Source organism: Nocardioides exalbidus (assembly GCF_900105585.1).
In the GTDB taxonomy this organism is placed as follows: Bacteria; Actinomycetota; Actinomycetes; order Propionibacteriales; family Nocardioidaceae; genus Nocardioides; species Nocardioides exalbidus.
On the sequence record NZ_FNRT01000002.1, the window covers coordinates 3407251 to 3422214 of the forward strand.

The following is a 14964-nucleotide window of genomic DNA, read 5'->3' on the forward strand; positions in this document are numbered from 1 at the left end:
CGACCCGAATAGTGGGGTGACCCGGCTCACCCTAGGCACCGTCCGTTCGGTCAGGAACCCCCCTGCGTTCGATTTTTCGTCATCGAAACATCCGGCGGGAAGATCTGCGGCGCTCGGCACGGCCGCTGGACGCACTCGCGTGCGACACGCACTCGTGTGATCCGTGTGACTGGTGTGACTGCGCCGTAGGGTTCGGACCATGGCGACCCGTACGTCTTCCCCGCCGGGGTCGCGGAGCTCGAGCACGTCCAAGAAGGGTTCGAGCACCCGATCACGGAGTACCAGCAAGCGCCCGGCCCCTCGCAGCACTGCGAAGGGCCGGAGCCGATCGAGCGCGTCCTCGCGCCCTGCCCCGCGCGCCGTGCGCAGCGGGCAGGGTCCGGTGGCACGGTCCTTCGGCGCGCTCTTCCGCGGCGTCGCCGCCGTGTGGCTGGGCATCGCCCACGGCCTCGGCGCGGTCGCCCGGTCGATCGGGCAGTCCGCGCGTGACCTCGACCCCGAGCACCGTCGCGACGGTGCCGGCCTGTTCCTCATCGGCGTCGCGATGGTCGTCGCCGCCGCCGTGTGGTGGCAGCTCCCCGGTGGCGTCATGGAGCTCGCCCGCTCCGTCACCGCCGGCGCGGTGGGCAAGGTCGGCTGGTTCGTCCCGCTCTTCCTCGTCTACGCCGGCTGGCGCACCTTGCGCGACCCCGAGCGCAACGGTCCGGTGGGCCGCCAGGTGATCGGCTGGGTCGCCTTCGGCCTCGGCCTGCTCGGCATCGTGCACATCGCCAACGGCAACCCACAGCCCGTCCTGGGCGACGCCTCCAACCTCCAGGAGGCCGGGGGAGCGGTCGGCTACGTCACCTCGAGCCTGCTGCTCGACCTCATGCAGACGCCCTACGTCGTCGTTCCGCTCCTGGTGCTGCTCGCCGTCTTCGGCATCCTGATCATCACCGCCACGCCGGTCTACCAGATCCCGGTCAAGCTCGCCGCGCTGCGTGACAAGGCCCTCGGCCGCACCTCAGTCGAGGAGGCCGCCGCGGACGAGCCGACGAAGCCGGTGCGCGCCCGCCGCCGCTCGATGCTCGACGAGGACGTCGACCCCGACATGGGCGACCCCGCCTACGACAGCCCGGTCCTGTCGGACCGCGAGCTCAAGAAGCGTCGGCGGAAGAAGCCCGTGCTCGACGGCGCGGAGGAGCCGAGCGAGGACTACGGCATCGACCTCTTCGCCGACCCGATCGGCGCCGACGCGCCGACCGAGGTCACGCCCGCCGTGGGCAAGGACGACACCGGCAAGGTCGAGCCGCCGCCGCACACCCCGCTCCCCGCGCGCGTCGAGCAGCTCGCTCTGTCCGGCGACATCACGTACTCGCTCCCCGACAACTCCGCGCTCAAGCCCGGTTCGGTGCACAAGGCGCGGTCGAAGGCGAGCGACGCGGTCGTCGAGCGACTCATGCAGGTGATGGACGAGTTCGGCATCGACGCCACGGTCACCGGCTACACCCGCGGCCCGACCGTCACCCGCTACGAGGTCGAGCTCGGCCCGGCGGTCAAGGTGGAGAAGGTCACGGCGCTGTCCAAGAACATCGCCTACGCCGTCGCCTCCGCCGACGTGCGGATCCTCAGCCCGATCCCCGGCAAGTCGGCGATCGGCATCGAGATCCCCAACACGGACAAGGAGATCGTCTCCCTCGGCGACGTGCTCCGGTCCACCACGGCCCGCTCGGACCACCACCCGATGGTGGCGGGACTCGGCAAGGACGTCGAGGGCGGCTTCGTGGTGGCCAACATGGCCAAGATGCCGCACCTCCTCGTCGCCGGAGCCACCGGCTCGGGAAAGTCGTCGTTCATCAACTCGCTGATCACCTCGATCCTGATGCGCTCCACGCCCGACGAGGTGCGGATGATCATGGTCGACCCGAAGCGGGTCGAGCTCAACGCCTACGAGGGCGTGCCGCACCTGATCACGCCGATCATCACGAACCCGAAGAAGGCCGCCGAGGCGCTGGCCTGGGTCGTGCGCGAGATGGACATGCGCTACGACGACCTGGCCAACTTCGGCTTCCGCCACATCGACGACTTCAACAAGGCCGTCCGGGCCGGGAAGGTCGAGGTCCCGGCGGGCAGCGAGCGCACGCTGACGCCGTACCCCTATCTCCTCGTCATCGTCGACGAGCTCGCCGACCTGATGATGGTCGCGCCGCGCGACGTGGAGGACTCGGTCGTCCGCATCACCCAGCTCGCCCGCGCCGCCGGCATCCACCTGGTGCTGGCCACGCAGCGACCGTCGGTCGACGTCGTCACCGGCCTGATCAAGGCCAACGTGCCGTCGCGACTGGCGTTCGCGACCAGCTCGCTGGGCGACAGCCGGGTCATCCTCGACCAGCCGGGAGCCGAGAAGCTGGTCGGCCAGGGTGACGGCCTCTTCCTGCCGATGGGCTCCTCGAAGCCCGTGCGTGTGCAGGGTGCGTGGGTCACCGAGGCCGAGATCCACGCGGTCGTCAAGCACTGCAAGGACCAGCTCGAGCCGACCTACGTCGAGGACGTGACGGCGCCGAAGGAGTCCAAGCGCGACCTCGACGACGACATCGGCGACGACATGGAGCTGGTCGTCCAGGCGATCGAGCTCGTCGTGTCGACGCAGTTCGGCTCGACGTCGATGCTTCAGCGCAAGCTGCGCGTCGGTTTCGCCAAGGCCGGGCGACTGATGGACATCATGGAGAGCCGTGGTGTCGTCGGCCCGAGCGAGGGCTCGAAGGCGCGTGACGTCCTGGTCAAGCCGGACGAGCTCGATTCCGTGATCGCCACGTTGGAGGGGGGAGCCTGATGAGCACGATGATCGACGACCACGAGGTCCACGAGGATGCCGCAGGCCCGGTGCCTGCCGCCGTCCCCGACCACGTGGAGGTACGCCGCCACGCCGGCGTCGCCGCCGGGGTCGGCCTGACCGCCTCGGCGGTCGCCATCGCCTACTTCGGTCGCGCGACCCAGTCCGGCTCGGCCCTCGACTGGGCCTTCGTCGTGGCGATGGGGCTGCTCGGCGCCTACTGGCTCGTGGGCCTCGTCGACGCGCGCACGCCGCTGCTGGTCGCGGACGCCCAGGGCATCCGGATCCGGCTCGGGCGCACCTGGCGCGGCCTGCCGTGGACCGCGGTGCACCACGTCGAGCACACGCCGCGCCGGGGCCTGCTCCGCGACGGCCGCCTCGTGGTGGTGCCGCACAACCTCGAGCTGATCGAGTCCGAGCTGACCGGTGCGGGCAAGCGCCACACCACCTTCTCCCGGCTGCTGCACGGCGCCCCGTTCGCCGTGCCGCTGGGGCTGTCCACGCGTGTCGTCGGCGCCGGTGACGACCTCACCGGGGCGCTCGGCCGGGTCGCCCGCGACGCCAGCCAGATCGTCGTGCTCGAGCCCACCGTCGAGGACGAGATCACCGAGGACGAGGTCGTCGAGGACGAGGTCGTCGTCGAGGTGCCCGTGGTCGCGAGCCCGACGCCCGCCGCCCTCCGCGAGACCGGTGTGGCGCGGCGTTCGGAGGTCCGCCGCGACTTCGTGCCCGCCGACGACGCGGACCTCGACGACGAGCCCGTCGGGCGCGAGCTGCGCAGCCCCGGCCGGGTGAGCCTGGTCGAGGAGACCCAGTCGTGGGGCGACCGCGTCCGCGCGATCGCCCGTGCCGGCGAGCCCGTCGAGCCGCTGGTGCTCGACGACTTCGAGGTCGAGCCGGCCGAGGACCCGGTCATCGGGCCGGAGCTCGCCGCGGCCCGCACCCGGCTCGGACTGACGGTCGACCAGCTCGCCGATCGCACCCGCATCCGTCCCCATGTGATCGAGGCCGTCGAGGTCGACGACTTCGAGCCGTGCGGTGGCGACTTCTACGCCCGCGGGCACCTGCGCACCCTGGCCCGGGTGCTCGGCATCGACGTGGCCCCGCTGCTGGCGTCGTACGACGAGCGCTACGCCCACGCCCCGATCAACCCGCGCCGGGTCTTCGAGGCCGAGCTGGCGACCGGTGCGAACGGTTCGATCCGCGGCACCCGCGGTGGCCCGAACTGGTCGGTCCTCGTCGCCGTCGTGATGGCGGTGGTGCTCGCCTGGTCGATCGCCCGGCTGGTGATGGACACCCCGCCCGACGTGCGTGGCAACACCCCGGTCCTCAACGGCTCCGGCGGTCCGCAGGGCACGGGCAACGCCGCGCCCGCCGACCCGGTCGCCGTCGTGGTGACGGCGCCGTCCGGCGGCGCCCAGGTCGTCGTCCGCGACGGCACGGGCGAGGAGGTCTTCAAGGGCAACCTGGCCGTGGGGCAGACGCGCGAGCTCGAGGCGTCCCCTCCGGTCCGCGTGATGTCCACCGACGGCTCCGTCACCGTCTCCCTCGCCGGCGGCGACGCCCGCGCGGTCGGCGAGCCCGGCGTCGCCGGGCAGGGGACCTACGTCGTCGACTGACTCCCTCAGCGCCCGACGGGCACGCAGAGCACCGGGCGGTTGGCCAGGTGCAGCAGCTTGTGGGGCGTGGAGCCGAGGAGCGCGCCGCGGAAGGGGCTGTCGCCCGCGGTGCCGACGACGATGACGGTCGCGTCGAGCTCGTCGCCGACCTGCACGAGGGCGTCGGCCGGCTTCGCGTCGACCAGCCGGACGGTGGTCTCGATGCCAGCGTCCTGCGCGAGCGACAGGGCGCGCGCGGTCGCCGTACGCCCCATCTCCATCAGCGCCTCGCGGTGCACGCGCGCCTCGTCGCCCATCCCGCCGGGTGGCGCGGCACCGTAGACGAGGACCAGGTCCTCGCCGAACTTGGTCGCCACCTCGATCGCGGCGGCCAGCGCGGCCTCCGACCCGGGGGACTCGTCGTAGCCCAGCAGCACGGTCATCGTCCTCAGCCCTCCAGTCCGTCGGGGTCGGGGCGCGGCGGCTTGAGGCCGTGCACCACGTCGGGGTCCGGCAGCGACGGCCGCTCGGCCCAGTAGGTGGCGTCGCGCGTGCGCCAGAAGAGCATGAACGCCACGCCGACGAGGAACACCGCGACGCCGATGACCAGCGGTGGCCCGACGCCGAACCACGCCTGTCCGCTGTAGGAGTTCGCCGGGTCGGACTGGTCGCGCACGGACAGCACGAGCAGCCAGACCAGCATCAGTGCCCCGACCACCGGCCCGACGCCGATGAGCACGAAGCTGCGCACGCTCTCGGTGAGGTGCTTGCGGTAGTAGATCGCGCACGCCACGCCGGTCAGGGCGTAGTAGAACGCGATCAGGAGCGCGAGCGCGGTGAGCGAGTCGAAGAGCGCGTTCTCGCTGATGAGGTACATCCCGACGTACCAGGCGATCGCGATCACCGCGACGACCCACGTGCTGACGTCGGGGGTGCGGTGGCGCGGGTGGATGCGTCCGATGGCGGGCGGGATCGCCGCGCGTCGCGCCATCGACAGCCCGGTGCGGGAGGCCGGGATGATCGTGGTCTGCGTGGAGGCGATCGCGGCCGTCGAGACCGACAGCAGCAGGATCCAGCCCCAGCCGCCGAGCACCTCCGTGGCGAGGACGTAGAAGACGAACTCCTCCTCGCCGGCGTTGTCGGTCAGCCACTGCGTGCCGGCGAACGCGACCACGGCGACCGCCACGGAGACGTACGTCGCCAGCAGCACGACCGTCGACAGCATGGCCGCGCGGCCGGGGGTCTTGTCGCCGTCCGTCGTCTCCTCGCTCAGGTTGACCGCGGACTCCCAGCCCCAATAGGCGAAGACGCCGAGCAGCAGTCCCGAGCTCAGGGCAGCACCGCCCGCACCGAACGGGTTCAGCCAGCCGATCGACGGCGTGAGCTCGTCGAGCGGGCTGTCGCCCCGGGTCGCCCGGACGAGCGCGACGACGGCGAAGACCAGCAGGGAGACCACCTGGACGAGGATCAGGAAGTTCTGCAGCTTCGCCGAGACGTCGGTGCCCAGCACGCAGATCCACGTCATCACCAGCACGAGCACGATCGCCGCGGGCATCCGGATCCAGGCGTTGTCACCGGCGTCGACCAGCGCATCGCTGCGCACGAGGTCGCCGACGCCGTAGAGCGCGAACCGCACGCCGACGTCGGCCAGCGAGCCGACGATCAGGACGCCGGTCATCATGATCGCCCAGCCGCCGAGCCACCCGAACCACGGACCCATCGCGCGGGTCACCCAGCTGAACGTCGTGCCGCAGTCGGGGTCGACGCGGTTGAGGTAGAGGAACGCGGCCGCGATGAGCGCCATCGGGACGAACGACGCCAGCAGGATGCCGGGGGCGTTGACCCCGGCGAGCGCGGTGACGGCGCCGATGATCGCGGCGAGGCTGTAGGCCGGCGAGGTCGAGGCCAGCCCGATGACGAGCGCGTCGGTGAAGCCGATGGCCCCGGCCTTCAGCCCGCCCTGCTGCGCCTGTGTGACTGATGTGGGATCTGTCATGGGATCTCCGCTCCCCGGTCCCGAATGTCTACCGGAGGAGGGCGCCGTCGCGGAAGGCCAGAATGGGGGAAGTGGACGCCCGAACCGGCATACTCACAGTGCGATGACCACCACTGAACACGAGCCCCTGACCGCCGCGGCCCCGCTGCAGGTCGCCGTCGTCACCCTCGGCTGCGCACGCAACGAGGTCGACTCCGAGGAGCTGGCCGGTCGGCTCGAGGCGGGTGGCTTCGTGCTCGTCGCCGACCCGGAGGACGCCGACACCGTCGTGGTCAACACCTGCGGCTTCGTCGAGGCGGCGAAGAAGGACTCCGTCGACACGCTGCTCGAGGCGGCCGACCTCAAGGCGTCGGCCGGGCACGGTGGCAAGGCGCAGGCCGTCGTCGCGGTGGGCTGCCTGGCCGAGCGCTACGGCAAGGACCTCGCCGAGTCGCTGCCCGAGGCAGACGCGGTCCTCGGCTTCGACGACTACCCCGACATCGCCTCCAAGCTCCGCGCGATCGTGGCGGGGGAGGTGCACCACCCCCACACGCCGTCGGACCGGCGCCTGCTGCTCCCGATCTCTCCCGTCGACCGCGACGCCTCGACCATCTCGGTGCCGGGGCACGACGTGCAGGCCGACACCTCCGAGATCGGCGCCGGTGCGCCCGCGACGGGACCCCGCGCCGTACGCCGTCGCCTCGACTCCGGCCCGATGGCCCCGCTGAAGCTCGCGAGCGGCTGCGACCGCCGCTGCACCTTCTGCGCGATCCCGGCCTTCCGCGGCTCCTTCGTCAGCCGTCGCCCGAGCGACGTGGTGCACGAGGCCGCGTGGCTGGCCACGCAGGGCGTCAAGGAGCTCTTCCTCGTCAGCGAGAACTCGACGTCCTACGGCAAGGACCTCGGTGACCTGCGCCTCCTCGAGACGATGCTCCCGGAGCTCGCCGCGATCGACGGGATCGAGCGCGTCCGCGTCTCCTACCTCCAGCCGGCCGAGACCCGACCGGGCCTGATCGAGGCCATCGCCTCGACGCCGGGCGTCGTGCCCTACTTCGACCTCTCCTTCCAGCACGCCAGCGCCACGGTGCTGCGACGCATGCGCCGCTTCGGCGACCCGGAGAGCTTCCTCGGCCTGCTCTCCACCATCCGCGGCCTGGCCCCGCTGGCCGGGGTGCGGTCCAACGTCATCGTCGGCTTCCCGGGCGAGACCGAGGACGAGCTCCAGGAGCTCTGCGACTTCCTCGAGGCCGCTCGCATGGACGTCACCGGTGTCTTCGGCTACTCCGACGAGGACGGCACCGAGGCGGCCGGCTTCGCCGACGACCTCAAGCTCGACGAGGACGAGATCCGCGCCCGCACCGAGCACGTGACCGCGCTCGTCGAGGAGCTCAACGCCCAGCGGGCCGAGGAGCGCATCGGCGAGGAGGTCGTCGTGCTCGTCGAGTCCGTGACCGACGCCGACGACAACGGCGCGGTCGAGGGCCGCGCGGCCCACCAGGGCCCGGAGGTCGACGGTACGACGCTCGTGCTGGGCGCCGACGACGCGCAGGTCGGCGACCTGCTGACCGCCACCGTCACCGGCACGGACGGCGTGGACCTGGTCGCCACGATCGAGGGCGCCCGATGAGCACCGACCCCACGACCGGACAGCAGCAGGCGTCGAACTTCAACATCGCCAACGTCCTCACGACGTTGCGGATCGTGCTCGTCCCGTTCTTCGGCTGGGCGCTGCTCGTCGACGACGGCACCTCGACCACGTGGCGCTGGGTGGCATTCGTGATCTTCGCGGTCGCGATGATCACCGACAAGATCGACGGCGACCTGGCCCGCAAGCACGACCTCATCACCGACTTCGGCAAGATCGCCGACCCGATCGCCGACAAGGCGATCACCGGCATGGCCTTCATCGGCCTCTCGATCGTCGGCGACATCTGGTGGTGGGTCACGATCGTGGTGCTGCTGCGCGAGTGGAGCGTCACCCTGCTGCGGCTGTCGGTCCTCAAGGACGTCGTCATCGCCGCCGCCCAGAGCGGCAAGATCAAGACCGTGCTGCAGGCCTTCGCGCTCGCCGGGCTGATCTGGCCGCTGCCGCACGGCGACGCCCACGGCGGGGCCTTCGACTTCTGGCCCGGTCCGACGGGCGAGGTGCTGTTCTACCTGGCACAGGTGATGCTCGCCGCTGCCGTGGCGATGACGCTGTGGTCGGGCTACGAGTTCTTCCGCGACGTGTGGAAGCAGCGGCGCGGGACCAGCTCCCCGGCTGCCTGAGCGTCGCCGTCACGTCGTGACAGGACGGGCGGCGATCTTTTGGCAACGTTCGCGGAACAAGTAGCCCCACGGCGGTCGCCAAGTGTCGGTGGCGTGGGTCAGGATGCGCGAGACACATCCACCCGCACACTCGGAGCACACATGCGCACATCCGCGCCCCTCTCGCCGCGTCGGCTCGCGGCAGGCGTCGGCCTGGCCGTCCTGGCTGCCGGTCTGACGCCCCTCGCGGCACAGGCCAACCCGGCCGGCACGGGCCTCGTCATCAACGAGGTCTACGGCGGTGGTGGCAACACCGGTGCCGCCTTCACCAACGACTTCATCGAGCTCCACAACCCCAGCTCCGTGCCGATCTCGGTCGGCGGGCTGAGCCTCCAGTACCGTTCGGCGGCCCCGTCGACCGGGACCCCGGGTGCGTCCAGCGTGTTCGCCCTCCCCGCCAAGACCATCGCGCCCGGCGGTTACTTCCTCGTCCAGGCCGCGCCGGGCGCGACCGTCACCGACAAGCCACTTCCCGTGACCCCCGACGCCGCAACGACCGGGACGAACCTCAGCCTGTCCGGAACGGGCGGCCAGATCTACCTCGTCGACGGCACCGCGCCGCTCGACCCGGGCACCGGCACCATCTCGAACGCCGCCGTGATCGACTTCGTGGGCTGGGGGACGTCGACCACGAGCTACGAGGGTGCTGTCATCGCGCCGGCCACCCGCAACTCCGCGCCCGCGACCGCCAACGGCACCTCGATCTCGCGGAAGACCGCCGGCACGCCCGCGGTCGTCGTCGACACCGACTCCAACGCTGCCGACTTCGACGCCGCCACCACGCCGAGCCCCACGAGCACCACGGTCGCCGGACCGCTGGCCGCCACCGACCCGGGCGCCAGGACCGGGCAGGCAGGCGTCGCGATCACCCCGTTCACCCTCGCCGCGACCGGCGGCACGACGCCCTACGCCTGGACCGCTTCCGGCCTTCCCGCCGGCGTGACGGTCGCCGGCAACGGCGCGGTCTCCGGCACGCCCACGCAGGACGGATCCTTCGAGGTCACCGCGACGGTGACCGACTCGGCCACGCCGACCGCGGCGACCGACGACGTGACCTTCACCATGACCATCACGCCGGAGGCGTCGCTCATCCCGATCTCCGCTGTGCAAGGCACCGGGGCCGTGTCGCCGCTGGTCGGCCAGAAGGTGATCACGCGCGGCGTCGTCACCGCTGCCTACCCGTCCGGAGGGTTCTTCGGCTTCTACGTCCAGACGCCGGGCACCGGATCGGCCAACATCGACCTCGCCACGCACACCGCGTCCGACGCCGTCTTCGTGCGCCAGACCTCCGGCTCCGTGTCGACCGCCGTCGGCAGCTACGTCCAGGTGACCGGCACCGTGACCGAGTTCGCGGGCGCGACGCAGGTCGAGGTCGTCCCCGGCGACATCGAGGTGCTGCCGGGGACTCCTGCCCCCGTCACCACCACGACCACGGCCACCTGGCCACGCTCCGCGGCGCAGAAGGAGTCGCTCGAGGGGATGCGTTACCGCCCCACCGGTGACTTCACGGTCAGCAACACCTTCTCGACCAACAACTTCGGTGAGGTCGGCCTCGCAGCCGGCACCACCCCGCTGATCCAGCGCACCGAGGTGGAGCTGCCGGGTCCGGCCGCGTCCAGTGCGGTCGAGGCCGACAACGCGGCACGCGCGATCGTGCTGGACGACGGTGCGTCGACGAACTTCCTCCTGACGGGCAACGCGACCGAGTGCAACCCGCGCCCGACCGGCTGCCTGCTCAACGGCAACCTGACGCCGCCCTACATCTCGACGACCGCGCCGGTCATCGTGGGCGCGAGGGCGAGCTTCACCAGCGACGTGATCTTCACCCAGGGTGGTTCGCCCAGTGCGCCCACCTACCGCTTCCAGCCCCTGTCGACCGTCGTCGGTCCGGCCAACGCCGGCAGCCCGGCGACCTTCGAGGACACGCGCACCGCGGCGCCCGACAAGGCCCTGATCAACAAGCGTGGGACCGCCGACCTCAAGGTGGCGTCGTTCAACGTCCTCAACTACTTCACCACCCTCGGGGACGCCAACGACGACAACATCGGTGACGGCGGGTGCACGCCGTTCCGCGACCGTTTCGACGACGGCAACACCGTCAACGGCGGCTGCGACCAGCGCGGCGCCTGGGACCCCCAGGACTTCGAGCGCCAGCAGTCCAAGATCGTCGCAGCGATCAACGCGCTCGACGCCGACGTGGTCGGGCTGATGGAGATCGAGAACTCCAAGACCCTCGGTGAGACGCCCGACGAGGCCACCAACAGCCTGGTCGCCGCGCTCAACGCGGCTGCCGGTGCCGGCACCTGGGCCGCCAACCCGTCGTCCACCGAGCTCCCGGCCGACGGGATGGACGTGATCACCAACGCGATCATCTACAAGCCCGCGAAGGTCGACCGGGTCGGTGAGGCTCGTGCCCTCGGCACGTTGAGCGACGCCGGCGAGGCGTTCGACAACGCGCGCGAGCCGCTCGGGCAGGTCTTCAGGTCCGACGCGGGAGGCGATCCCTTCCTGTTCGTCGTCAACCACTTCAAGTCCAAGGGCTCGGCCGGACCCAACCCGGGAGACGCCGACTCCGGCGACGGCCAGAGCGCGTCCAACGGATCGCGCAAGCTCCAGGCCACCGCGCTGCGCGACTGGGTGGCCGGTCTGCAGACCTCGACCGGCGTGCAGTCCGTGGTGCTCGCGGGGGACTTCAACTCCTACACGATGGAGGACCCGCTCCGGATCCTCTACGACGCCGGCTACGCCGACGTCGAGAAGGAGTTCGGCAACGGCAAGTACTCCTACTCGTTCTCCGGGCTGTCGGGGTCGCTCGACCACATCCTCGTCAACCGGGCGGCGCTCGCCCGGTCGACCGGCACGGACACGTGGAACATCAACGGCGGCGAGTCCCTCGCCCTGGAGTACAGCCGCTGGAACTACCACGCCACCGACTTCCACGCCGCCGGGCCCTACCGCTCCTCCGACCACGACCCAGTCGTGCTGGGGCTGACCAAGGCCGCGCCGCTCGTGGCGACGACGGTGTCGGCCACGTCGGAGAAGATCCGCTACGGCAAGGCCGGCTCGGTGGCGGTCGCGGTCGCCCCGGCCGGCGCCACCGGCAAGGTCACCGTCTCACTGGGCTCGCGCCAGCTCGGGTCGGCGACGCTCGCATCGGGCAAGGCCACGGTCGTGCTCGCGAAGAAGTCGCTCCCGGTCGGCACCCACAGGCTGACCGTGACCTACGCCGGCGACTCCGGCCACCAGGCCGCGACAGGCATCGTGAGCGTCGTGGTGCGCAAGGCGCGAGCGACGGTCGAGGCAAAGCTGCGCCCGATGAAGGTCGTCGCTCGCAAGACCCGGGCCCGCGTCAAGGTCGACGTGCGGGCGGACGGCTTCCGCCCGACCGGCAAGGTCACCGTGACCGTCGCCGGGCGCACCTACCGCGCCACCCTCACGAAGGGCAGGGCGACGGTCCGGCTGAAGAAGTTCGACCGGCCCGGCAAGCGTCGCGTCAAGGTGTCCTACGCCGGTGACGGCACGACCCTCGACGCCAAGACCTGGATCACCTTCACGGTCACCCGCCGGTGAAGGACCCGGTGCGCGACCCCGCCAACGTGGGGTCGCGCACCCGCAGAGCCCGACACCCCCACCGGGTTAGGGTGACGCGACTCGCACGCACTCAACCGAAAGGCCACCTCGTGTCAGCAACCCGATTCGGCAGCAAGTTCGCGCTTGCTGCCAGCCTGACGGGGCTGCTCGCAGCCCCGATCGCCGTCGTAGGGCTGGCGGCGCCGGCGCAAGCCGCGCCCGTCCAGATCCAGATCCTCGGCACGAACGACTTCCACGGGCGTCTCCTGCCCAACACCAGCAACGGTGCGAACGAGGCGGGTGCCGCGCAGTTCGTCGGCGCCGTCAAGCAGCTCGAGGCAACCCACGCGCCCACCGGCCCGACCGTCTTCGCGGCCGGCGGCGACCTCATCGGAGCCTCGACCTTCGAGTCGTTCATCCAGCGCGACAAGCCGACCATCGATGCTCTCAACGCGGCCGGACTCGACGTGTCGGCCGCGGGCAACCACGAGTTCGACGCGGGCTACAGCGACCTGGTCAACCGCGTGATGGGCGCCTACGACGCCACCACCAACCCCGAGGGCGGCGCGAACTGGCAGTACATCGCCGCCAACGTCCGCAAGAAGTCCGACGGCCAGTACGCCCTGCCCGACGTGACCGCCCGCACCCCCGACCCGGCGGACACCTCCGACGGAGGCACCTGGACGACCACGGTCGCCGGCGGCGTCAAGATCGGATTCATCGGCGGGGTCACCGAGGACCTCCCGTCCCTGGTGAGCCCGAGCGGCATCGCCGACGTGGCCGTCTCGAGCATCATCAACGAGACGAACGCCGCTGCGGACCGCCTCAAGGCGCAAGGCGCCGACATGGTGGTGCTGCTGGTCCACGAGGGTGCCCCCGACACCAGCCTGGCCTCCGCGTCGAGCAACAACAACGCCTTCGGACGCATCGTCAACGGAGTCGACTCCGATGTCAGCGCGATCATCTCCGGGCACACCCACCTGGCCTACAACCACGTGATCAACGGCCGCCCGGTGGTCTCGGCCGGTCAGTACGGCACCAACCTCAACAAGCTCCTCTTCACCGTCGACCCCGACACCAACGCGGTGACGTTCGACGGCGGCGAGATCGTCCGAGCCAACACGGTCACCGTCACCGACTCGGGTGCCGTCGCCACCAAGAACACCGTGCAGGCGACGGTCAACGCCGCTGTCGCGCAGGCCGACGTGCTGGGCGCCAAGGTGCTCGGCAAGGTCGGCGGAGCCCTCAACCGTGCCAAGCTCGGCGACGGCACCACCGAGAACCGCGGTGGTGAGTCCACCCTCGGCAACCTCGTCGCCGAGGTCCACCGGTGGGCCACCTCGACGCCGGAGGCCGGCGCCGCCCAGATCGCCTTCATGAACCCCGGCGGTCTCCGCCAGGACATCAACGGCCCGGCCGACGTCACCTACAAGCAGGCCGCCGTCGTCCAGCCGTTCGCCAACACGCTGGTCAACATGAAGATGACCGGGGCGCAGATCAAGACCGTCCTGGAGCAGCAGTGGCAGCGTGACGGATCGGGCAACGTCCCGACCCGCGCCTTCCTCCGACTCGGCGTGTCCGAGGGCTTCTTCGCCACCTACGACCCGACCAGGCCCGAGGGCAACCGGGTCACCGGCATGTACCTCAACGGCAAGGCGATCGAGCCCGCCACGCAGTACTCCGTGACGGCCAACTCGTTCCTCGCCGGTGGCGGTGACAACTTCCGCGGGTTCACCGCAGCGACGGCCGTGCGCGACACCGGCAAGGCCGACCTGCAGGCAATGGTGGACTACATGGCGGCGAAGGCGGCCACCACGCCGCTCGCGGTCAAGGCCGACCAGCGCCAGGTCGGAGTGTCGTGGCCGGCTGGCGCACCGCGCTTCTACCGCCTCGGGCAGGAGCTCAAGCTCAACCTCTCCTCGCTGGCGATGAGCACGCCGGCCGACGCCAAGGACGCCACCCTCGCAGTCAAGGTGGGCAACGCCGGCGTGACCTCGGCCAAGGTCGACAACACCATCGGGGCGACCCAGAACGACGAGTCCGGGACCAGCGCGGTCTCCATCGCGCTCAAGGGCAAGGTCCGCAAGGGCAAGCAGATGCTGACCTTCACCGGCCCGACCACAGGCACGACGTTCTCGATCCCGGTCGACATCCGCAAGGCCAAGGGCGAGCTCAAGGTCCGCGTGAAGCCGGAGCGCATCGTCAAGAACAAGACCCGCGCGCGGGTCAAGATCAAGGCCTCGGCGTTCGGCATCTCGCAGGTGACCGGCAAGATCGTGGTCAAGGTCGGCGGCAAGAAGTACACCGCCAAGCTGAAGAAGGGCCGGGCGTTCATCCGGCTCGACAAGTTCGCCAAGAGCGGCACCAAGCGCGTCGTCGTCAAGTACGCCGGCAGCCAGAAGGTCCGCACGAAGTCGGCTGCGGTGAAGATCAAGATCAACAACAAGTGATCCACCGCTCCTGACCAGGAGCACCGCACCACCGCAGCACCCGGAGGCCCGGTCGTCATCGACGGCCGGGCCTCCGGCGTGTGCGGCACCTCACAGCACCTGCGTCAGAACCCCGCTGGAATGGGACTTTCGGCTGTATCCAGCCCCGATTGTGGACGTGGTGCCGCGCCGGCGTCAGCGACGGGACAACGACCGTTCACCGGGGGGACACGTCGTCGCGAATGACTGGGCCCGGCCCCCGACCGGGGACCT

Annotated in this window: 8 protein-coding genes; 6 read left to right on the plus strand and 2 right to left on the minus strand. The window is 70.8% G+C overall.

Going from position 1 to position 14964, the window contains the following annotated elements:
* Positions 1-199 precede the first annotated feature (199 nt).
* Both BLV76_RS16705 and BLV76_RS16710 read left to right on the plus strand, forming a co-directional pair.
* Positions 200-2812 carry an FtsK/SpoIIIE family DNA translocase gene (locus BLV76_RS16705; protein WP_175539712.1) on the plus strand — a complete coding sequence of 871 codons (2613 nt, stop codon included), beginning with the start codon at positions 200-202 and terminating at the stop codon, positions 2810-2812.
* Positions 2812-4431, plus strand: coding sequence for a helix-turn-helix domain-containing protein (locus BLV76_RS16710; RefSeq protein ID WP_090970435.1), 1620 nt, complete (start codon positions 2812-2814; stop codon positions 4429-4431). Before BLV76_RS16705 ends, BLV76_RS16710 begins: the two co-directional genes overlap by 1 nt.
* Positions 4432-4436: 5 nt before the next feature.
* On the opposite strand, the gene BLV76_RS16715 is transcribed toward BLV76_RS16710, so the two are convergent.
* Together BLV76_RS16715 and BLV76_RS16720 are read right to left on the minus strand one after the other, a co-directional pair.
* Positions 4437-4853: a universal stress protein gene (locus BLV76_RS16715; protein WP_090970437.1), complete on the minus strand. Its 417-nt coding sequence runs from the start codon at positions 4851-4853 to the stop codon at positions 4437-4439.
* Between the two features lie 5 nt (positions 4854-4858).
* The gene (locus tag BLV76_RS16720) at positions 4859-6406 is read right to left on the minus strand and encodes an APC family permease (protein WP_090970439.1); all 1548 of its coding nucleotides are present in this window, start codon (positions 6404-6406) and stop codon (positions 4859-4861) included.
* Between the two features lie 145 nt (positions 6407-6551).
* Between BLV76_RS16720 and rimO the strand changes: the two genes are divergently transcribed.
* The 4 genes from rimO to BLV76_RS16740 all read left to right on the plus strand — a co-directional run bounded on the left by rimO (position 6552) and on the right by BLV76_RS16740 (position 14712).
* The gene (gene rimO, locus BLV76_RS16725; protein ID WP_217630498.1) at positions 6552-8012 is read left to right on the plus strand and encodes a 30S ribosomal protein S12 methylthiotransferase RimO; all 1461 of its coding nucleotides are present in this window, start codon (positions 6552-6554) and stop codon (positions 8010-8012) included.
* Positions 8009-8653, plus strand: a complete 645-nt coding sequence (gene pgsA / locus BLV76_RS16730) for a CDP-diacylglycerol--glycerol-3-phosphate 3-phosphatidyltransferase (protein ID WP_090970442.1) — start codon at positions 8009-8011, stop codon at positions 8651-8653. Before rimO ends, pgsA begins: the two co-directional genes overlap by 4 nt.
* A gap of 141 nt (positions 8654-8794) precedes the next feature.
* Positions 8795-12262, plus strand: a complete 3468-nt coding sequence (locus BLV76_RS16735) for an ExeM/NucH family extracellular endonuclease (RefSeq protein ID WP_090970444.1) — start codon at positions 8795-8797, stop codon at positions 12260-12262.
* A 110-nt stretch (positions 12263-12372) separates the two neighbouring features.
* A complete protein-coding gene (locus BLV76_RS16740; protein WP_139306608.1) occupies positions 12373-14712 on the plus strand; it encodes a bifunctional metallophosphatase/5'-nucleotidase in 2340 nt (779 codons plus the stop codon).
* Positions 14713-14964 lie beyond the last annotated feature (252 nt).